18 protein-coding genes are annotated in these 21,280 nt (G+C 59.4%); 10 read left to right on the top strand and 8 right to left on the bottom strand.

Annotated features, from left to right (window positions below):
- Nucleotides 1–115: 115 nt before the first annotated feature.
- The 7 genes from RBT76_13370 to RBT76_13340 form a co-directional block, all read right to left on the bottom strand.
- A complete protein-coding gene (locus RBT76_13370; protein ID MDX9858775.1) occupies nt 116–1,351 on the bottom strand; it encodes an aminotransferase class I/II-fold pyridoxal phosphate-dependent enzyme in 1,236 nt (411 codons plus the stop codon).
- A 3-nt stretch (nt 1,352–1,354) separates the two neighbouring features.
- Nucleotides 1,355–2,338, bottom strand: a complete 984-nt coding sequence (locus RBT76_13365; GenBank protein ID MDX9858774.1) for an L-threonine 3-dehydrogenase — start codon at nt 2,336–2,338, stop codon at nt 1,355–1,357.
- A gap of 282 nt (nt 2,339–2,620) precedes the next feature.
- Nucleotides 2,621–3,256 carry a hypothetical protein gene (locus RBT76_13360; GenBank protein MDX9858773.1) on the bottom strand — a complete coding sequence of 212 codons (636 nt, stop codon included), beginning with the start codon at nt 3,254–3,256 and terminating at the stop codon, nt 2,621–2,623.
- 95 nt (nt 3,257–3,351) lie between these two features.
- Complete coding sequence (locus RBT76_13355; protein MDX9858772.1) at nt 3,352–3,498, bottom strand: hypothetical protein; 147 nt, start codon at nt 3,496–3,498, stop codon at nt 3,352–3,354.
- 57 nt (nt 3,499–3,555) lie between these two features.
- Nucleotides 3,556–4,194 (bottom strand): BMC domain-containing protein, encoded by a 639-nt coding sequence (locus RBT76_13350; protein ID MDX9858771.1) that lies wholly within the window; start codon nt 4,192–4,194, stop codon nt 3,556–3,558.
- A gap of 809 nt (nt 4,195–5,003) precedes the next feature.
- Nucleotides 5,004–7,256 (bottom strand): sigma 54-interacting transcriptional regulator, encoded by a 2,253-nt coding sequence (locus RBT76_13345; GenBank protein ID MDX9858770.1) that lies wholly within the window; start codon nt 7,254–7,256, stop codon nt 5,004–5,006.
- Between the two features lie 12 nt (nt 7,257–7,268).
- The gene (locus RBT76_13340; GenBank protein ID MDX9858769.1) at nt 7,269–7,619 is read right to left on the bottom strand and encodes a hypothetical protein; all 351 of its coding nucleotides are present in this window, start codon (nt 7,617–7,619) and stop codon (nt 7,269–7,271) included.
- A 284-nt stretch (nt 7,620–7,903) separates the two neighbouring features.
- On the opposite strand from RBT76_13340, the gene RBT76_13335 reads away from it, so the two are divergent.
- The 10 genes from RBT76_13335 to RBT76_13290 all read left to right on the top strand — a co-directional run bounded on the left by RBT76_13335 (nt 7,904) and on the right by RBT76_13290 (nt 20,328).
- Nucleotides 7,904–11,866 carry a CARDB domain-containing protein gene (locus RBT76_13335; protein ID MDX9858768.1) on the top strand — a complete coding sequence of 1,321 codons (3,963 nt, stop codon included), beginning with the start codon at nt 7,904–7,906 and terminating at the stop codon, nt 11,864–11,866.
- A 241-nt stretch (nt 11,867–12,107) separates the two neighbouring features.
- Nucleotides 12,108–12,755, top strand: coding sequence for a TetR/AcrR family transcriptional regulator (locus tag RBT76_13330; GenBank protein ID MDX9858767.1), 648 nt, complete (start codon nt 12,108–12,110; stop codon nt 12,753–12,755).
- On the top strand, nt 12,752–14,056 hold the full coding sequence (locus tag RBT76_13325; protein ID MDX9858766.1) for a TolC family protein: 1,305 nt from the start codon (nt 12,752–12,754) through the stop codon (nt 14,054–14,056). The genes RBT76_13330 and RBT76_13325 overlap by 4 nt, the downstream gene beginning before the upstream one ends.
- Nucleotide 14,057: 1 nt before the next feature.
- A complete protein-coding gene (locus RBT76_13320) occupies nt 14,058–14,957 on the top strand; it encodes an efflux RND transporter periplasmic adaptor subunit (GenBank protein ID MDX9858765.1) in 900 nt (299 codons plus the stop codon).
- Nucleotides 14,954–15,883 carry an ABC transporter ATP-binding protein gene (locus RBT76_13315; GenBank protein ID MDX9858764.1) on the top strand — a complete coding sequence of 310 codons (930 nt, stop codon included), beginning with the start codon at nt 14,954–14,956 and terminating at the stop codon, nt 15,881–15,883. The genes RBT76_13320 and RBT76_13315 overlap by 4 nt, the downstream gene beginning before the upstream one ends.
- Entirely contained in the window at nt 15,880–16,620 is a 741-nt protein-coding gene (locus RBT76_13310) for an ABC transporter ATP-binding protein (GenBank protein ID MDX9858763.1), read from the top strand. The genes RBT76_13315 and RBT76_13310 overlap by 4 nt, the downstream gene beginning before the upstream one ends.
- Nucleotides 16,610–17,719: an ABC transporter permease gene (locus RBT76_13305; GenBank protein ID MDX9858762.1), complete on the top strand. Its 1,110-nt coding sequence runs from the start codon at nt 16,610–16,612 to the stop codon at nt 17,717–17,719. The genes RBT76_13310 and RBT76_13305 overlap by 11 nt, the downstream gene beginning before the upstream one ends.
- Before the next feature lies 1 nt (nt 17,720).
- On the top strand, nt 17,721–18,833 hold the full coding sequence (locus RBT76_13300; GenBank protein ID MDX9858761.1) for an ABC transporter permease: 1,113 nt from the start codon (nt 17,721–17,723) through the stop codon (nt 18,831–18,833).
- A gap of 110 nt (nt 18,834–18,943) precedes the next feature.
- Nucleotides 18,944–19,417 carry a thioredoxin-dependent thiol peroxidase gene (bcp, locus tag RBT76_13295; GenBank protein ID MDX9858760.1) on the top strand — a complete coding sequence of 158 codons (474 nt, stop codon included), beginning with the start codon at nt 18,944–18,946 and terminating at the stop codon, nt 19,415–19,417.
- A 14-nt stretch (nt 19,418–19,431) separates the two neighbouring features.
- Nucleotides 19,432–20,328: a TIGR01777 family oxidoreductase gene (locus tag RBT76_13290; GenBank protein ID MDX9858759.1), complete on the top strand. Its 897-nt coding sequence runs from the start codon at nt 19,432–19,434 to the stop codon at nt 20,326–20,328.
- Here the strand turns inward: RBT76_13290 and RBT76_13285 are convergent.
- Entirely contained in the window at nt 20,323–21,258 is a 936-nt protein-coding gene (locus tag RBT76_13285; protein ID MDX9858758.1) for a cation diffusion facilitator family transporter, read from the bottom strand. The two genes, RBT76_13290 and RBT76_13285, sit on opposite strands and share 6 nt — an antisense overlap.
- Nucleotides 21,259–21,280: the final 22 nt, after the last annotated feature.

Below are 21,280 nucleotides of genomic sequence, written 5' to 3'. Positions count from 1 at the left end.
CTGACCTACGAGGACGTATCTTCGATAGAAGAAGGCGGGCCGTTTCCGGCCCGCCCTGATGTCTTCCCCTGGCTGAAGGGCCCACAGTGTAGGCCCCTGTCCCACGGCGTGAGCCCTATCCACGTTCCTTCTTGTATCTTGCCAACACGCCTAACACGTAGTCGATATCGTACGGCGTGTGGTCGGCGGCCACCTGGAAACGAATCGACTGATCGCCTTTCGGCACCACCGGGAAGTTCAGCCCGGTCGCCAGGACGCCGTGTTCGCGCAGGAACGCCACCATGTCTCTGGTCCGGTCGGTGTCGCGCACCATGAGCGGCGTAACCGGGTGGGGGCTGGGGAACGTTTCGTAACCGAGCGTGGTCAGCCCCTTCTCGAACTTCTCGGTCATGGCTTTGAGATGTTTGAGCAACTCGCGTCCTTTCGGGCTGTCGAGCAGATCGAGCGCAGCGATCGACGCCGCGGCTTCGGACGGCGTGATCGGGTTGGTGTAGATGTAGAAGGGGTTTTTCTCGCGAAGGTACTGGACGATCTCCTTTTTCGTCACGATATAGCCGCCGTTCACGCCGAGCGCCTTGCCGAGGGTCGCGACGAGAATATCGACCTGACCGCACTTGGTGTACTCTTCGGTGCCGCGACCGGTCTCGCCCAGCGCGCCAACCCCGTGGGAGTCATCGACAATCAGGACGATATCTTTGGGGAACCGGTCGTTGTACTTTTTAACCAGCGCATGAATCTTGTCAAGCGGCGCGTAGACGCCGCGCATGCTGAAGATGCCGTCGGTGACGACAATAACGTGCTCGCAGGCGCCGGCGGCCTGTTTCAGCCGATCTTCCAGTTCGCCCATATTGACATGCTTGTAGATGAGCTTGTCTTTCGGGCGGGCCAGTTTCATGGCGTTGATGATGCAGTTGTGATTGAGCTCGTCGGAGATGATGATCGTCTCCGGGGTAGTCAGGGTGGCGATCACGCCCATCACCGAGGTATACGCGGCGCTGGTGATCATGCACGCTTCGCGACCATGGAAAGCGGCCAGCCGTTTTTCGAGTTCGACATGCGGCTCGAACGTGCCGGAGATGAACCGGACCGCGCCCGGGCCGACACCGTATCGTGCGGCGGCATCCTCCTCGGCGCCGATCACCTGCTCGCGGATGGACATGCCGAGATAGGAGTTGGCGTTCATGCGCACGAACTCCTTGTCGCCGAACCCGACCAGTTTCAGCCGCGGACCTTTTTCGCCGGTCGGGCGAACGACCTCGCGCACTACAAACTCGGCGCCTTTCGCCGTCCCCGACGATTGCAGTTCATCGAGCCCGGCCTGCAGGTCACGAACGAAATTCGAAAGCGGCATGTTTTATCGTCCTCTCGCTATATTCGCTTTGCCGTCGAGCGCGGCCTTGTGGGTCAGCTTCTCGAGCATGTCGGAGGTCATCGCGGACAAATCGTACTGCGGTTTCCATCCCCACTCGGTACGGGCGGCGGAGTCATCCATGTAGTTCGGCCACGAATCGGCAATCGCCTGCCGCACCGAATCGACTTCGTAGTCGATCTCGAACTCCGTCCGATGCGTGCGGATTTCCGCCGCCAGCTCGTCGGGCGTGAAATTCATCCCGGTCACGTTGAAGGCGTTGCGATGCCGCAACCGTTCCGGGTCGGCCTCCATCAGCTCGATCATCGCCCGAAGCGCATCGGGCATATACATCATGTCCAGCCGCGTGTCCGGACGAAGGTAACAGGTGTATTTGTTGTGTTTGATCGCCTCGTAGAAGATCGAGACCGCATAGTCGGTCGTACCGCCGCCGGGCTCGGTTTCATAGGAGATCAGGCCGGGAAAGCGCAGTCCCCGGCTGTCGAGGTTGAAGCGCTTGTGGTAGTAGTCGCAGATCAGTTCGCCGGTCAGCTTGGTGACGCCGTAGATCGTGCTCGGCCGCTGGATCGTATCCTGCGGGGTGTTGTCTTTCGGCGTGGTTTCGCCGAACGCGCCGATCGAGCTGGGGAAAAAGAGCGCGCAATGATACTGCCGGGCGGCCTCGAGAATGTTGTACAGGCCGTTGACATTGATCTGCCATGCCACGTTGGGGCGCGACTCACCCACCGCCGACAGCACCGCGGCAAGATGATAAATGGTGCCGACATCGTATATCTGCATCACCCGCGTGATGTGGTGCGGATCGAGCACGTCGAGAAATTCAAACGGGCCGCTGTCGCGCAGTTCGATGTCGGTGGGCATGCGGATGTCGGTGGCGATGACGGTGCTTTCGCCGTAGCGTTCGCGAAGAGCCCCGACCAGCTCGGATCCGATTTGTCCGACCGCGCCGGTGACGAGAATCTGTTTCATGGGCGATACTCCTCAGTACCGCAAAAGGTTGACTATTTCGTCGGAGTATACGAAAGCGGGGCCGAAAATCAATTGATTTCGGGGTTTTGGGGCACGGGGAGGCGGCGCATGTTTGACGCGCTATACAGCTTTGTCATTCCCCGCCACGACGGGGAATCTATCTTCAATTGTAGGGTGGAACCCAGGACCGGAGGTCGAAGCGGTTCCGCCAGTCGGCGTGGCGGGCAATGGCAGGACCGCGTCAAGCTTCGCGTTCGGGTACTGCCCTACAAAGTCTCGCTCTCAGCGTAGCTCCCAGATCAAGTAGCCGTCGTAATCATAAACGCTGAGGATAATGACTTCGGTGTGAGAGGCCATGTATTCGCATTGCTCCGACGTCAGATCACTACCATCTGGAGGACGCATCTCTTTGGGGAGGGAGGTCAGAAACAAACACGGTTGCCAGTCACCAGTGATGTTGAGCTGCATCCAATCGCGCGTATGCTTCCGCGCGTCTTCGTCAGACAAACTCCAATACACCCGATCTTGATCGAAGTACACAGGAGATTGGATCTTCGGAACCCACTTGTCTCCGCGACTGAGGAGTTTCGCCTGCCCAACCGCGATTCGGTCTGGTGCTGATTGAAGGAATGTTCTCACATGCTTCTCCATGTACGGCACCGTAGATCGGCCGTCAGCCAGCCACGACTCCTCGAACCTGTACATGTGATCTGGTTCGTAGTCGTCTGGCAAATACGTAAACACCTTCCCTTGATTGGGACTTATGAGCTGGAGAAGGGCCAAGTCGAGCTTTCCGTACCAGAACATCTCACTCACGCACTTAAACACGTACTGATTGGCGCGTTGATCGAGATCGAATCGACGGTAAGGGCCGGTGTACTTGTCTTTGATGGCTTCTCCTCCCCGGAGTGTACCCACCCGGGACGCCTGCCCGCCGTGGTGGGGGTGGGCTACTCATCTGCATGTTGCGGTGATCGTTGGCGCACGAGGACGTACGCCAACCACAGCCGCAATCAGTCCACCGTCTGTATGACGTTGTTCTCGCGCTCGGTGAGGCGGGTCAGGATGTTGGTCGTGCGAAGAATCAGGTAGATGATCGCCAGAATCGCGCCGATTCCGAGTGCGACCAGCAGTATCGTAAGCCACTTGTGGTTTCGCATATGCATACCCTCCGTCGAAGTTCATCTAGTCCGTATCGACCGGCTCAGCGGTCCGTTTCACCCGGCAGCGGAGATTGACCGGATGGCCTCAAGCAGCTGCTGCTTGTTGGCCATGGAAATCTGTCGACCCTGAATCGGCAGGTCGGCAAGCGTCCGGGCGTATTGCCGGAGTTTGACCACCGGCAAGGCCTCCAGGTCGGCCATGGAAAAACCGCCTGCTGCCGGGTGAGCCGAGGGCGCCGTTTTGGGCAGTTCGGCGGGCGCTTGCTCAGCCCGGGGGCTCGGGTTCGCTTCTGGGACGGGCCGTGCCGCCGGGGACGGTCTGGTTGGTTTGATCGCCCGGGCTGGTTTGGGGGCCGCGACCGGTCGAGGAACCGAGTCAGCAGGCTTTCTTTTGAGCACGGGGATTTCCGTTCCACCCGGTCTGTCGTCGAGAAGGCCGGTCAGTTCTTCGGTGGGACGGCCAAACACGCGGGCGATAATCAGGTGGCCGAGTTTGCGCGCGGCCTGCGCCCCCGCATCAACCGCCGCCTGCACCGCGCCGAGATCTCCTTCAATCCGGATCACGACCAACGCGTCGTCATTGGAACTGATCGATGAAATCCGGACATCGGCCGCCTTACTGGCGGCATCGGCGGCCTCGAGCGCACCGACCAAACCACGGGTTTCGATCAATCCCAGAGCGTCGCGGAGCATACTTAAGTCTAAGGCATTGAGGGCCATTTGTAAATACAAAAGCGAGTGGTGGCACGGGACGGTCGGCTGCCGAAGGCGTGCTGACGGAGCAGGCCGTGTGACGACATACCCGCGGTCCGGTTACAACGGTATCGATTGTTGCGACCGGGAGGGTGGACGATTCTACGGTTGGTCGCGGAGGACGGTGTGTACGGTGGCGAGCACGTATGCGGGCAAATTAAGGCCGGGGTCGCGGCTGGCAAGGACGGCGACCCCGGCTGGATGGTAGGGGTATACTAACAATCGCGTGTGCGATCCTTTGAGTTCTCATATACCACCCGCACTCCCCTCGAATGCGGGTGGCAATCCACCAAAGAAAAGAGGACCTACCAAGCACTAACAGCGCTTAGGAGTAAAATGACAGTTCCATCTTAAGCAACGGCTGTGCCGAATGTGAACAGCGCCGCGGTGTCGGTATTAGTGTGCTGTGTGACAAGGGGTTACGCCGTCGTGTGAATTGCCTCGCGGCGGTTGATGCAATCGTGCTTCGTACAGACGTACGAACTCCGGCGCAGAAAAAACGGTAAGCGCCTGATAAACAGGCGCTTACCGTAACCAGGGAGGAACCGTGTGATTCGTACGGTCTCACGAACCACCGTCCGAATCAACTCAGTTGCTTTTATACTGGCGCAACCGACAATCCTTGTCGTCACGCCTCAGGCATGGCCGGCCGGGTGAGTCGCAGCGTGGCGACATCACCCGAGACCGGATGCTGACCCCTCGAGTGTGCCCCCGGGTCGGCCCATGCCCAACATCATGCCTCTCGCCGCTCAATTCGGCAGCGGCGAATCAAACGAAATGTTATAGCGCTTCAGCTTCGTTCGTACGGTGGCCTCGTGGATACCGAGCAGTCGCGCAGCCTCGCTCTTGTTGCCGCCTGCGGCGGCGAGTGCGTCGCGAAGCAACTCGCGTTCGAATTGCTCAACCCGATCGAACAGGGTCTCCGTTTCGGCGCTCGCGATAGCGTCGCCGCCGAACAGCGAGTGACTCAATTCGACCAGATCTCCCTCGGCCACCATCTCGGCCATCATCTCGAGGCGCTGTATGCGCTGATCCAGTTCGCGAATATTGCCCGGCCAGTCGTACCGGATGAACTGGTGGAGCAATTCGGCCGGCACCGGCTCGCCCTCGGCGAGCAAACCGCGCCTGCGCATGAAGTGCCCGGCCAGCAGGCCGATATCTTCCTTGCGCTCGCGAAGCGGCGGCAGCGTAAACGTCACGCCGCTGATGCGATAGTACAGGTCGCGGCGGAAGGCGCCGGATTCCACCATCGCCTCGAGATCATGATTGGTCGCAGCCACCAGCTTGACGTCGAACGGCACTTCGCTGGTACCGCCGAGCGGCATGAGCGTGCGCCGCTCCAGCACACCGAGCAGCTTGGCCTGCAAGCTGAGCGGCATGTCGCCGATTTCATCGAGGAACAGCACGCCGCCGTCCGCCTGCAGAAACAGCCCATCCTTGTGGCGTTCGGCGCCGGTAAACGCGCCCTTGCGGTAGCCGAACAACTCGGACTCGAGCAGCGTATCCGGCACGGCGGCGCAGTTGATCGGCTTGAACGGGCCGTTCGGCCGCACGAGCGAATGGAAATAACGCGCCATGCGGTCCTTGCCGACCCCCGTCTCGCCGCACAGTAGCAGCGGCAGATCGCTTCGGCCGTACATGGCGAGCTGCGCCTTGAATTTGAGGATCTCCTTGTTGCAGGTGACGTAGTCGGGCGTGTCGACAGGTCGTGACGCCGATGGTGTCACCACGGCGGGAGCGGGACGATCCATCGCACCGATCAGGCGACCGACTTCCTCGTGCCGGAACCGGTTGCGCGTACGGGCGAAAAATTCCTCCGCCCGGAACAGGTAGGTCAGGCGCTGCCGCTGTTCGAATACTTCGGCGCACCCGGCGGCTACAAACGCATCGGCTTTCTCCCATCGCACGCCGGAGCGGTCCAGCGTTTCGATCGCGTCTGCGAACAACGCGCGCGATTCGTTGGGTTTGCCGCGCGATGCCGCTATCTGGGCCTTGATCTTCAGCAGCGCACCGGTTTCCACCAGGTCGCCGGCCTTGTGCATGATCGCCGTAGCGGCGGCAGCGTGGCGCTCCGCGGTACGGAAGTCATTGCGGCGGATCGCCAGTTCGGCGAGATGCCGCAGCGCCCGGCCCAGCATCGGCGACTCGACATTCGCGCCGCGCGCCATCCCCACCGCCTGTGCGAGCACGTCGCCGGATTCGTCGTAGCGGCCGGCGCGGTAATACAGTTCGCCGAGATAGGTCAGGTAGCAGATCTCGTCGCGGCGGCTGTTCTGGGCGATTATGATCGGGTAGGCGTGTTCGAGCGCCTGCTCGGCCGCCGCGAACTCCGACTGCTGGATATACACGTGGGCCAGAGACAGTTCGGCCCGCGCGCTCTCCAGGTCGTCGTGCAGTTCGCGCGACAGATCGATATTGATCTGCAGGTGTTTGATCGCATCGGCGAAATCGCCGGTGAAGGCGCAGATTCGACCGATATTGCCCATCATAAACGCAAGCTTCTTCTTATCGTTGAGCCTGCGGGCGATCTCGACAGCATCCATGAGCACAGTCAGCGAGTTGCGGTAATCGTTCTGCCGGAAGAACAGGCCGGCGAGCTGGTTGAGCGCGCGGCTCTGACCTTCGGGGCTGTCGTTGCGGCGGAACACCGATTCGGCGTCGCGAAACGCGCGTTCGGCTTCCCGGAACTCGCCCAAGTCGCGAAGCACCGCGCCGAGCGTCATGAAGACGTCGGCGAGCAGCAGGCGGTCGGAATCCTGTTCGGCGGCGGCCTGGGCCAGGCGGGCGTGTTTCAACGCCGCGCTCAGATCGGCCAGTCCCGCGTAGGCTTTGGCGGCGAGGCGATACACCCGCGCGGCCTCGGCCCCGATCGGTTCGACCTGGGTGCGAAGCGACTCGAACTGCGCGATGGCGCCGGCAAAATCGCGTCGGCCCAGCAGCGACTCAAGGGCGTGAGCCACCGACCGGGCAAACTCTCTGCCGTTGTCATCTGTGGTATTCATAGTCGTCACCCTTTATCGCTGCAGCTCGGTGCGGTTGTAGTATGGCGTGCGCGTGATGTAGTCCGCCTTGCGAATCGGCTCGTCGACCATGCGGCTCGTGCGGCTCGATTCACGAATCAAAGGCTTCACGATAAATTCGTTGATGAGGATATCCAGCGGCAGGATGCCGGTGGTGGCCAATGCGGCCGCGCGCGGACCACCGTAGAGGCCGTCGCCGGGGTCAATGGTGGCTTCATCGCCACCCCACGGGTGCGAATCGCCGTCATCCGGATAGCCGAACGGCCGGTCCTTGGCCATCGACTGGTCGACGACAAGACAAATCGCCACCAGCAGGACAGCCAGCAGTGTGAGCAGGTTTTTCATGATAGACTCCCTGGTTAAAAGAGTATGTTGAGAAACGGAACATTCGTATCTGTAGTCACCGGACACACGACGGCCGGGCGGGCGAGGGTGAGGGGGATGAAGTCCTAACACTTCAATAACATAATAGCGGGGCGGCGGGTTCCTGTCAAGGCGTTTCATGCGAGGGGCTTAGGGGGGGCGACTGACCCCTTGACGAAACCGCGCCCATTAGCGTCTTTATTATTGATTGTCAGTCAGCAACAAATCGCGGCCGGATCCGGCCGCACAAATCGGGGAGGCGTGCTATGCGCAGTTTGAAGTTCTTAGCTGTCTCAGTTTTGATGTTGTCCTCTGCTGCTATCACTCTGGCCAGCGGGCAATCCTACACCACCTTCCACGTGCAGTTCGGGATCGGTTCAGTTGCCGATACGGGAGGAGTGGCCCATGGAACGCTTGCTGTGTGGCCTGCCTTCGATGGTGATGACTTCCAAATCGAAATCGACAGCATCGTTGGACTTGAATACGACGGACCTCGACACTACTCATGGCCGGGACAAGTTGGCGACACGTTCGCCGTCGACTTTACCTATCGGGTCCCGGATGGGGAACTCAGTTCTATTAGCGTCGTCGTAACTCGTGGGGACCACAAGACTTCCCGTAGTCGGTGGTACGACTTGAGGGGCGATCGCGCGCTTATCTACTACGGGGACCCCAGTAAACCCAATGTCTACCCCCTGAACTACCAGCAGGCGCCGCGGAAGATCGTCACGGTGGAGGATATCTATGGGCCACCCCCAGATCAACAGGAGATTAGAATTCTCCCTCCCGATACTGTCCCTCAGCCCAGGAGCCGGTGGAAAGGATATGACGTCGCACCGGTCGTGACTCGGATTGAGGACACCGCCGGCCTGGCGCAGTGGGGTTTCTGCGTTGAGGACGAGCTCGATTCGGGATGGGTTCTTTTGGGCAAGACGGACTCAATAATCGCCAAAATGCCCAGGGAGTTGTGGGACCAGCACTTGAGCCCCAATCGACCGCCTGAGAGCGAACGGGAGAAGATGGAACGTCTCGAGCGAACTCCACTGGACTATACGGATGAAGAGTGGCTGACCGTGGATGACACTCTTTTCATGAGACGGCGCGGAGAGAACAAGTTCGAGCCAATCGCACTGGCTTCCACGGGCGAGCTGCTCGGCGACCACAAGCCAAAGGGTCGCGCCCCGGACTCTCCCGAAGTTCTCGTTTTGGACTTGCGAGAACCCGATGATATGGAGTTCATTCGTTATCTGACTGATTCCATCGCTCCCACTCAGGTGAACGGTTACTACAAAGTGACCATCGAGTTCAGACAGATGAGAGAAATCATCGATCGAGGGATCAAGGGTTACAGTTTTGATTCGTGGCAGTGGGCTCACCCAAGAGAAGGTGGCGCCTCGACGTCGGATAGCTCCGGTCAGACTTCTGCGGATGAAACAGACGGAGAGCCGCCAGGAGACAAATCGCTCACCCTGTTTTACGACGGCTTCGATTCTGGTTTCTTCGACACAACCTGGACCAGTTGGGCGGAAGATGGGTTCTACTGGTGGGGACCCGTCTCTGGCAGTTATGAGACCTGTGAAACGTACTCATCAACCGGGAGCGTTTGGCCCGCAGGCGGAGTGGGGATGGGCTCCTGTGACTATATTGTCGACGCCTACACGACGTGGATGGAGATGGATAGTGCGGTTTCGTTGCAGTCAACACAGAACAACACTATAACGTTCCGTCTGTACTCCGACCTCGATCCCAGTCTGCAGGGTGGCTTCTATTGTTACATATCGGAAACAGGAGCGACTTCGGATTGGACCTTGAAGGCAACGGTTACTTCCGCCGAGAACTGGCGAGTATTCACGATCTACGTTGCAGATGATTGGGACCGCGTGTATGTTGCGTTCCGTTTTGTGAAGTCGAACGCCGTGTCCGCAAGACGAGGTGTCTTCGTAGACGATGTCAGGGTTGAAGGTGATGCTCTGACGTATCCCGATTTAACATTCTATCAGCCCATTAGCTGGGATCATCCTCTTGTGTTCGCGAACGAATGGGGCAGCACTCAGACTACTACTCTGTACGCAGGCGAGACAACATATCTCAGTTTCGCAATAAGAAATCAGGGCCAGTATGCGGCTGGCCAGTTTAATATCAGAGTCTACGATATCTATGAATCCTCCCAGTATCTGATTTCTACAATTCCCTGTTTTTCGGCGATCAATGCAGGAGAGGAGATGGAATTTCCCAACAATGAAATCGTGGTATCTCCGTCTGGTAGTCACACTATAGTCGTACGAGCCAATCAGGACCACGACCTCGAAGAGAGCGATTACACCAACAATGCTCAATCGCGGGTGCTTCAGTGGCTCGACCCGCCGCCACCCGAGCCAAACCTGCAGTGGTATGTGCCGAACTATTGGTCCGGTGCCATCGCCTATCCGACTCCCGTGTACTCAGGCCAAACCAGTCACGTGAGCTATGCCCTCCGCAATAACGGCGTTGAGGCCTCCGGGAGTTTTGTATGCCGGATCTATATGAACGGAATCTCTGTCCACTCCAAAACCATTCCCGGAATGTCCCCCGGGGAGCAACTGATCGTCCCCACTGTACCCGTTTCGTTTCCCGAGGGAGTCGTCACTCTGGAACTTCACATTGATGATGATGGCCAGGTTGACGAGAGCACTGAACTGGACAACAATTGGATCACTCCGCCAATCCTTGTTCGGCCGCCATCCATTGAGGTATACGGACATGTGGAATATCAACACCTGGCGAACGGTGGTTCATCAGCCACCTACTCACCGGCAAGACACATTCGGGTGGAACTGTGGGATGAAAACGTTGACGGACCAGACCAATGGTTAGATTCCGCGACAACTGATCAGTGGGGGAGTTTTGCTTTCCAACAGGTGTCCAATGTGGATCAAGATGGTACTCGACTTGATGTCTATGTTAAGGCGTGGGCTATGAACGACGCGGCAGTTGCATGGAAGGGATCTGCGAAGTCGGTGGAGGGAAGCCCGAGATATGGGTCAGGGGCACTGGCGGAACAAGTGATTCCACATCTGACTCCGGAGGCTTTCGACTATGCGAGCTTCGATAGCTACGTTCAAAACGACGTGAGGAGCGGCGATGTCAGTTTTCAGGGGCCTGGGTCAGCTACGCCGCCTATCTGGATATATTGGCCGCATTCAAATGAGTTCTTCCTGGTGGATGCGGTTCTGGATAGTTGGCTCAAGTGGTCCGAATTGCGACCCAACGACTTCATTGACACCGTAAATATCTGGGCTGGCCCCGACAGAGATTATTCCAACTACCTCTGGAGATACGGTGACACTATCTATGACCTGATTACGATAGCGGCTGATGTCACCAACCCTGATCCACCGGGGCTGGACATTTTCGACCGTGCCACGATTCTACACGAACATGGTCATAAGATTGCCAAGGTGCTCGACATTCTTCAACAAGGCAGCGGCACGCATAGTTTTTGGCTAAAGGTATCCGATGGTCTCGCAGCCAGTGAAGGATGGGCGCACTTCTGGGCGGCATACTGCCTGGGCAAAGCGCGAACGTCTAACGCATGGAATGACTTCCAAGATACTTCTTGGATTGATGTTGAGACAGGTGTATTTGGAGTGAGCGGTACATCGGGGCCCTTCACACCCGACAGTTCGGCAAACACTCGCGGCACGGACTGTGAGGCGTCGGTTGCGGGTGTTTTCCGGGACATATACGACAACCAGACGGGGATTGAGGAATTCAGTTCCCGGAACGAATGGAATGTGCTGCCCCTGCCGCATTCAGCCGATGGTGTCGGAGATTCACTGTCCCTTGGTATTCAGCCGATCCTGACAGCATTACTGGACAAGGCTGGTCCTGGGGCAAGACCACAAACCTTAATGGATTTCTGGGATTCCTGGTTCAAGTATGGACAGTCTCAGGGTCACACCCAGGCAATGGTCGATATCTGGTACGAGCACGGCATGGAGATCAAGTACGGGTGCTGCACCGGCATGACCGGCAACACCAACGGTGACCCCGATGATATCGTCGACCTGTCCGATATAACGGCTCTGGTGGATTGGCTGTTTCTGGGACAGCCGATTGGCTGTGTATTCGAGGCAAATGTGACGGGAGACCCCGATGGTAGTGTGGATCTGGCAGATGCGATATGTCTTGTCAATTACCTGATCAACGGAGGTCCGCCCCCGGCTCCGTGCCGAGGCACCGACAAGTAATCGACACTGACGCGGCTTCAACAGAAACGGGGCACTCCTATGATGGGGATGCCCCGTATACCTTTCATGCCAATGACTTACCTGCCAACCATGCCGCGAGCGGCCAGATTTGCCCGTCTATCGCATAGCGGGTCAATAAGTTACAAGAATATCATGAATCCCTCAAAAAATCCTTGAACTTCTCCCTCCTTCTGCCGTTATATTAACTAACAAGTTAGTTTAACTGAATGGTTGGTTATATATGAGTGACCAGAAAAGCCGACTGAAGCCCCCCGATCCCGCCGATACGGAACCGTCTCGACGACGGATTCTCGATGCCGCTCTCGAGGAGTTCGCCGAACACGGTCTCGCCGGCGGACGGGTCGACCGGATCGCCGAACGCGCCTCGGTCAACAAGGCCATGATCTATTACCATTTCAATTCCAAGGAAAACCTGTACCGCGAGACGATCGCCGATATCTATCGCCGCGCGCTGGATGAAATCAAGAATCGCGCCAGCGTGCAGTCGTCGTTCGATGACCTTCTTCGCGACGCCAGTCGAATCTACTTCAAGATTGCCGGCAACCACGCGGCGCTGCCGCGCATCCTACTTCGCGAGCTCGCCGAACCAGAGAGCGAGATTCTCACGATGATCTCGTCGATCATTCGCGAGTCCGGCGCGCCGCAGAAACTGCTGGAGCGTTTTCAGGAGAAGATGCGCGACGGCACGATACGAACGCTCGATGTCCGCCACACACTGGCGTCGTTTCTCGCCCTGAATATCGGATCGATTTTGATGGCCCCGATGATCACCAAGGTGCTGCAGATACCGGATACGGAAACGTTTCTGCAGGAACGACAGGAGGCGGTCGTCGACGTATTCCTTCACGGCGTAAAGGTGACCCGATGAGATATCTTGTCTACTTTGCATTGTGCGTCCTGATACCGTCCGGAGTTCTTTCGGCGCGGGAGTTGAGCCTGACCGAGGCCTTTCGACTGGCGCGCGAGCACTCGCTGGCGGTGAAGCAGGCGCAGGCGAACGCCGACGCCGCGGTGTCACTTCACGGCGCCGCGCAACGCGACCGGCTGCCGGTGCTCGATCTACAGGCGATGGCGTCGTATGTCGACTACGTGCCGACACTGGATATCGCGTTGCCGCTCGGGCAGTCGTTTTCGCGGGAGCTCGGGACCAACGAGAACTACCAGACAGACGTCCGCCTGACTTTTCCGCTGTACACCGGGGGCCGGATTTCGGGCGGCATAGACCGCGCCTCGGCAATCGCGCGTGTCAATCAGGCGCTCGCTGCGGCGAGTGTCGATCAGGTGTACTTGCAGACACGGGTGGAATACTACCAATTGTATCGTTTCGACCGTCTGCATGCGGCTGCGGACGCGTCACGGCAGCGCGCGACAATCACGGCGGAGGACGTGCAGTCGATGTACGACGCCGGTGTCGCCGACTCGACCGACCTTCTGGAAGCGCGATTGAATTTCACGGAGGCCGATCTGGCACGCACGCAGGCAGCCGGCGCCCGCCGCAGCGCCGAGATCAGGCTGCTCACGCTGCTGGGGCTGGATTATGAGGAGTCGCTCGTGCTGACGGAGCCGATCGACCAGCCCTCGGCCCTGCCGCCGACGGAGCCGGTATCTGAGACGAAGCCGGAACTTCGTGCGGCCCGCGAATCGGTTGCGGTGGGCGACGCGGAAGTGCGCATGCAGCGGGGCGGTTACCTGCCGTCACTTGCCGCGTTCGGCGGGTGGTCGTACGGCAAACCGAATCTCGACCGGTTCAACGACACGTGGAACGACTACTTCACGGTCGGCGCGCGGCTGACCTGGTCGTTCAATACCGGCAACAAGACGGGTCGACAGGTGCGGGCCGCGGAATATGCACGTGAGGCCACCCACCGCCACTACGACGAGGTCAGCGAGACGTTGAATCGCGAGGCGCAGCTTCGCCGCCAGCAGCTGCAGCTTGCGTATGACGGTTATCTGACCGCACGCACGCGTTTTGAGATTGCCACCGACAACTACCGGCTCGCCCGCACGCGGCATCGGGACGGCGATCTCGCGAGCAACCGCCTGCTGGAAATAGAACAGACGCTTGCGGCCGCCGAGTCATCGCTGGCCGCGGCGGTCGCCGATTACCATATCGCCCGAAGCGCCTGGCTGTATGCGATCGGGTCTGAGCTTTTGAAGGAAGGAAACTGACATGTCGTACAGGTATCACGGACTCGCATGCATTCTGGCGGTTTCGCTTGCAGCCATCCTGACCGGCTGTGCCGACACCGACAACACGGGTGCGGGCTCGGGACTGATCGAGGCCGACGAGGTGATCGTATCGGCGGAAACCGCCGGACGCCTGCTGGCGCGACATTTCGATGAAGGCTCGGTGGTGCGGGGCGGCGACACGCTGGCGGTGATCGACACGACGCGTCTGGTCCTCCAGATCGAGGCCGCCCGTGCCGGTCGAGCCGCAGCCGAGGCGCGTCTCAACACCGCCCGCGTGCAATTGGCACAGGCAAAACAGACCGAGTCGTTCGCCGAAACGGAGTTCAATCGGGTGAGCCGACTGCTCTCATCGGGTACGGCGACCCAGCGGCAGTTCGATCAGGTCCAGCATGAGTACAACACTTCGGTAAACGCGCGTAAAACGATCGACGCACAGATACGGGCGATCGAGGCGGAACTGGAGCAGGTCGACGCGCAGATTGCGACAATCGAGCGCGAGTACCGCGACTGTTTCCCGGTGGCGCCCTCGCCCGGCACGGTCACCGAGGCATATGTCGACGCCGGGGAATTGCTGGCGCCCGGCAAGGCGATCGCCCGAATCGCGCGCCTCGATACAGTGTGGGTGAAAGTCTATCTGCCGGCGGGGAAGTTCGCCCACGTCACGATCGGCCAGACCGCCACCATCAATACCGAGTCCGGCGGGCAGACGTATGAAGGCCGGGTCGTGTGGACGGCGGACGAAGCGGAGTTCACGCCGAAGAACGTCCAGACCGAGGAGTCGCGCGCGGATCTCGTTTATGCGGTGAAGGTGTTGGCGCCCAATCCCGACGGAACGCTCAAAGTCGGCATGCCGGTATTCGTTACGATGGAGCTGCCGTGAGTTTTCTGGACGCACAAAATGTGAGCCGGACATACGGCGACATCCGCGCGCTCGATCGGTTTTCGTTGTCGGTCGAGAAAGGCGAGGTTGTGGCGTTGCTTGGTCCCGACGGCGCCGGCAAAACCACGTTCATGCGGATCGTGTGCGATCTGATCGACCCCGACCCCTCGCCGGATATGACGATCTTCGTCGATGGGATAGACGTTCTCCGCGACTTCGCCTCGGCCAAACCGCTGGTGGGCTACATGCCGCAGACTTTTTCGCTCTATCCCGACCTGAGTGTCGAAGAGAACATGACCTTTTACGCGGGCATATACGGGTTCACGGGTGACGATTACCGCCGCCGTCGTGACCGCATGTATGCATTTTCCAACCTCGGGCCGTTTGCGAAAAGGCGGGCCGGGGCGCTCTCGGGCGGCATGAAGCAGAAGCTCGCGCTCTCCTGCGCGCTGCTGCACGATCCGCGGCTGCTCATTCTCGATGAACCGACCACCGGTGTCGATCCGCTCTCCCGTCGCCAGTTCTGGGAGATGCTCCTGGACCTTCGCGCTTCCGGTGTGACTATCCTTGTTGCGACACCGTACATGGACGAGGTCGAACGGACCGATCGCGCGGTGTGTATTTTCGGCGGGCGCAAGCTCACCGAAGCGTCGCCTGGGGAGCTGGCACGCCAGTTCGAGGGACGTATCTACAGTCTGGCGGCCAATCCCGCGCGCGACCTTATCGAAGCGCTCAATGCCGCTCCGGGGCTGGCTGCACGACGATTCGGCGCGGGGATACACCTCTACACGGACAAACACACCGATATCCGCGCTTTTGATTCGGTTTTGCAGGCGACCGGCATCGACCCGGCGACGGTCGAGCCCGTGCAGCCGTCGGTCGAAGATCGATTCATTCAATTGATGGAACGGGAGGCGTTGTCGTGACCCCGGTTGTGGAGTTGGATAATCTCACCCGTCGGTTCGGCGGTTTTACGGCGGTCGATGGTGTCAGCCTGACCGTGTACGAGGGTGAGATATTCGGATTTCTCGGCGCCAACGGTGCGGGAAAGACGACCGCAATCCGCATGCTGTGCGGCCTGCTGCTGCCGAGTGCGGGAAACGGGCGGGTGGCGGGATTCGACGTGCTTACGCAGTCGGAGCGGATCAAGAAGTCAATCGGCTACATGTCACAGAAGTTCTCCCTCTATCCCGATCTTACGGGCCGTGAAAACATGCAGTTCTACGGCGCGGCGTACGGACTTTGCCCCCGGCTGATTAAAGAGCGTATCGCCGAACTGAGTGACGGACTGGAACTGGGCGCTTTTATCGACCGACGGTGCGGATCGCTGCCGGTCGGTTGGCGACAGCGGCTGGCATTGTCGGTGTCGTTGCTGCATCGGCCCCGGATACTCTTTCTCGACGAGCCGACCGGTGGCGTCGACCCGGTGTTTCGCCGGCGTTTCTGGGATATCCTCTACCGCCTTGCCGCCGAGCGGGTCACGATTTTCGTAACCACGCACTATATGGATGAGGCGGAGTACTGCGGTCGCATTTCAATCATGCACCGGGGGCGAATCGTGGTCGAAGGCGAACCGGCATCGCTGATCCGAAGCAGGGGCGCAGCCGGTCTCGAAGACTTGTTCGTGGATTTGATCAGGGAGCACGACTCGAATGCCGGGTAACGCTCGACATATCGCGCGCAAGGAGATGTACCACATACTGCGCGATCCGCGCTCCCTGGTGATCGTATTCGCCATGCCGGTCATGATGACCTTTTTGTACGGGTATGCGATCAATCTCGATATCGAGCACATTACACTCGCCGTGATCGACTACGACCGAACGCCGAGTTCGCGCACGTTAATCGATGGTTTTTACAACTCAACCTATTTCGAGCGACCCGAATACGACATCGATATGTCGCACCCGGAGCGCTCGCTGCGCGCACGGCATGCGACAGGGATACTGACGATCCGCCGCGGTTTCGCCGAGGCGCTTGCGCGCGGCGATGATTTTTCGCTCGGCTTGATGATCGACGGCTCCGACAATCTTCTCAGCGCCGCAGTCCAGGCCTATGCGAACGGCGTGCTGATTGCGTTTCTCAAAGACCGCCTGCCACCCGACCAGGAGTTGCCGGGCATCACGGTGTCACAGCAGATCCTGTACAATCCCGACCTGAAGTCGTCGCGCTACTTCGTGCCGGCGCTTGTCGCGGTCATTCTCCTGATGATCTCGGCGCTGTTGACGTCGGTGACCATCGCCCGGGAAAAGGAAACGGGAACGATGGAACAGCTATTGGTGGCGCCGGTGTCGGCGCGCGATATTCTTGTCGGGAAGATTCTCCCGTACGTGCTGATCGCGTTCATCGACGGCATGCTGGTGCTGCTTTTCGCCAAAATCATGTTCAGCGTGCCGTTTGTCGGCTCGCTCTGGGTACTGCTGCTGTTTACGATCGTATACGTCTCGGCGTCGCTGTCTATCGGTATTCTGATTTCGTCGCTCGTGTCGACGCAGCAGGTGGCCATGATGTTTGCGCTGGTGACCACGATGCTTCCCTCGATCATGCTCTCCGGGTTCATATTCCCGATCAAGAACATGCCGATCGTATTGCAGGCGCTGAGTCATATCGTGCCCGCACGATACTATATTGAGGCTACGCGCGCACTGTTGCTCAAGGGCACGTCGGTCGTGCTGCTTCTGCCGCAGCTGGCGGCGTTGCTGGTCCTGACGGGCATCCTTTTGGTGATAGCCGGAAAGAAATTCAAAGCGAGGATAGGCTGAGGTGATACGCGCGTATCTGGGATTAGTCAGGAAAGAATTCCTGCAGGTGCTCCGGGACCGGAACATGCTGCGGATCATCTTTGCGGTTCCGATTATCCAGCTGTTGCTGCTCGGATACACGGTGACAACCGACGTCAAGTACATAGCGCTTGACGTGTATGATTTCAACCAGAGCCGGTATTCGCGGGAGCTTGTGGTCGCCGCCGGCGCCGGTGACTACTTCACGATCAGCGACGATCTCCAGCCGATGCTGAGCCACCCGGTCTATGACCTGCACACGCGATTTCAGCGCGGCGACGCCGAGATGGCGCTTCTGATTCCGGAGGATTTCTCACAGAAGATCAGCGCGCGCGAATCCGTGACGGTGGGGCTGGTCGTGGACGGCTCGAATGCATCCTCGGCCGCAACCGCTCTCGGCTACATGAACCAGATCGTCCGCGAGTATTCGGCCGACGTGACCGGCGTACGGATCCCGGTCGAGATCCGGCCGACCGTTCTGTACAACCCGGAAGCGGAGTCGGTCTATTTCATGGTCCCCGGTATTGTGGCCACGCTGCTCACGATGATCACGATCATGCTGACATCGATGGCCATCGTGCGCGAGAAGGAAATGGGAACGCTGGAACAGCTGCTCGTGACACCGATCAGCGGCACCGTTCTTCTTTTCGGCAAACTCAGCGCATTCGCCGTGTTGGGGATTATCGAGATTTCATTTGCACTGGTGGTGGGGGTGCTGTGGTTCGGCATTCCATTCGTCGGTTCTCCAGTATTGTTGTTTGCGCTGGCGTCGCTGTACATGGTCGCGACCCTCGGTATCGGGCTGCTGTTTTCAACGGTCACCTCGACACAACAGCAGGCGATGTTTTTCGCGTGGTTTTTCTCCATATTCGCGATCCTGACCTCGGGCTTCTTCACACCTATTTCGAACATGCCGGAGTGGATCCGCCCGGTGACCTACCTCAATCCCATGCGATACTTCGTGGCAATCGTCCGGGGCATCATGATGCGCGGGGCCGGATGTGCCGAGCTCATGAGCGAAGTATATCCCATGGCGGTCTTCGCGATTACAGTGTTTGCGATTGCCGCGCTGCGGTTCCGCAAGCGGGTAAGCTAGACATAGAGCGCCCGAATACTCCGAACGAAAGAACCATTTGACCGCCGCCGCCGTTACAGGTATCGTTGTCCATTGAAGGAGAGATCGCTGACGCAGGAAGGGCGTTGTCTATGGCACTCAAAATCGGTAACAAGGCGCCGGCATTTTCACTGCAAAATCAGGACGGCCAGAAAGCGAAGCTGTCCGACTTTGCCGGATCGTGGCTGGTGCTGTATTTCTACCCGAAAGATAATACGTCGGGCTGCACGCTCGAAGCCGTCGATTTCACTTCCGCCCTCGCAAGTTTCAAGAAGCTGGGAGCCACGGTCGTGGGGGTCTCCCCCGACTCGGTGAAGAGCCACCAGAACTTCTGCGCAAAACACAAGCTGGGAATCACGCTTCTGTCCGATCCCGATCACACCGCACTCGAAAAGTACGGCGTGTGGAAAGAGAAAAGCATGTACGGCAAAAAGTACATGGGCGTCGAGCGCACAACGGTGCTGATCGATCCGGAGTCGAAAGTCCGCGCCATGTGGGAGAAGGTCAAGGTCAACGGGCACGTTGACGACGTAAAAGCCACTCTCGCGTCGCTGGTAAAGGCATAAACGTGGCTCACCCGATGAAGATTCTTGTTTCCGGCTCGTCGGGCCTGATCGGCACGGCGCTCACCGCTGCGCTTCGGGCTGACGGTCACACGGTTCACACGCTCGTTCGCGAACGGACGAATGACCCGCAGTCGGTCTATTGGAGGCCCTCGACCGGGGAGATCGATCGGGCCGGGCTCGAGGGATTCGACGCGGTCGTGCACCTTGCCGGTGAGAATATCGCCGGCGGACGATGGAACGACGAGCGCAAGGCGCGCATTCTCAACAGCCGGGTCGACGGTACCTCGCTGCTGGCGGAATCGCTGGCCTCCTGCACCCATAAGCCGGAGGCGCTCGTGTGCGCGTCCGCTGTTGGATTCTACGGCGACCGGGGAGATACCGAACTGACTGAAAAGATGCCGCGCGGCAAGGGATTTCTGGCCGACGTGTCCGAAGCGTGGGAGAATGCCGCCGACCCCGCCCGCTCGGCTGGAATTCGCACCGTTCACCTTCGCATGGGCGTGGTGCTCGCTGCCGAGGGTGGCGCACTGGAGAAGATGCTCACGCCGTTCAAGACGGGAATGGCCGGGAAGCTGGCCGACGGCAGTCAGTACATGTCGTGGGTGTCGCGAGACGACGTCGTGCGGGGTATTCAGTTCGCATTGTCCGAGCGGTCGCTCGATGGTCCGGTCAACATGGTCTCCCCGACACCCGTCACCAACGAGGAATTCACCAACGTCCTTGGCGCGGTATTAAACCGACCGACCGTAATGGCTATCCCCGCCTTTGCGCTGAAGATGCTCGCGGGTGAGATGGCGGAGGAGTTGCTCCTGGCCAGTATTCGTGTCATCCCGAAAAAGCTGCTCGATCACGGCTTCACGTTCCGTCACACCGATCTCGAGACCGCGCTGCGCCAGGCGCTGGGACTATAGAGCCGGGCGCTCCCCGGGGTTCTCCGGTTTCATTTCGGTTTCCGGATCGAGATGCACCAGCACGTCGGTCACCTCGTCCATGTCCTCGAGCAGCCGGAGCCGGACCTCACGCGCTATTTCATGCCCTTGATAGACCGAGATCCTGCCGTCGACCACGACATGCATTTCCACCAGCAGATTCGGACCGGAGTGACGTGCTTTGAGGTCATGCACCTGCATTACTCCCGGCACCTGTGCGGCCCGATATTGGAGCTCGCTGAGAATCCGTTCCTCGGGCGCCGTGTCGGACAACTCGCGCAGGGCACCCCACAGCAGTGTCGCGCATACTTTCAGCAGAAACAGCGAAACGATGATGGCGGCCAGCGCGTCGGCAAGATGCCAGTCCGGGTTCAGCCGCGCCGCCAGCACCCCCACCAGCACGGCAACGGAGCTGAAGGCGTCGGAACGGTGATGCCAGGCGTTGCCGATCACGACAGTCGAGCGAATCCGCCGTCCAACCAGCACCGTGTACCAGTACAACGCCTCTTTGGCGGCGATACTGGCGGCGGCCACGACGATTGTCAGCGCGGTCGGCGATGACACGCGATGCTCGTACACGGAGACGATGGCGTTGTAGGCAATCCAGACGGCGGCGACCAACAGCGTCAGACCCACACCGAGGCTGGCGATCGTTTCGATACGCCCGTGTCCGTAGGGATGATCTTCATCGGCTTCCTTGCGGCCCCAGCGCAGCCCCAGCAGTACGACCACGTCGCTGAACAAGTCGGATGCGGAGTGGACGGCGTCGGCAATCAGCGCCTGGCTGCGGCCGGCGATACCGCCCCACAGCTTCAGCCCGATCAGTACGATGTTCACCACCATACCGACCCAGGTCACCTGCAGACCCGCCTTCAGGTCTCGGTCCGTCTGGAGACCGTCGATTATCGGCATGTCTCGTATCCCGTACTCAGGC

The sequence above is a fragment of the Candidatus Zixiibacteriota bacterium genome (assembly GCA_034003725.1).
Lineage (GTDB): Bacteria > Zixibacteria > MSB-5A5 > GN15 > FEB-12 > WJMS01.
Note: the sequence above shows the minus strand (reverse complement) of the source record. Positions and strands in the feature narration are given on the sequence as shown.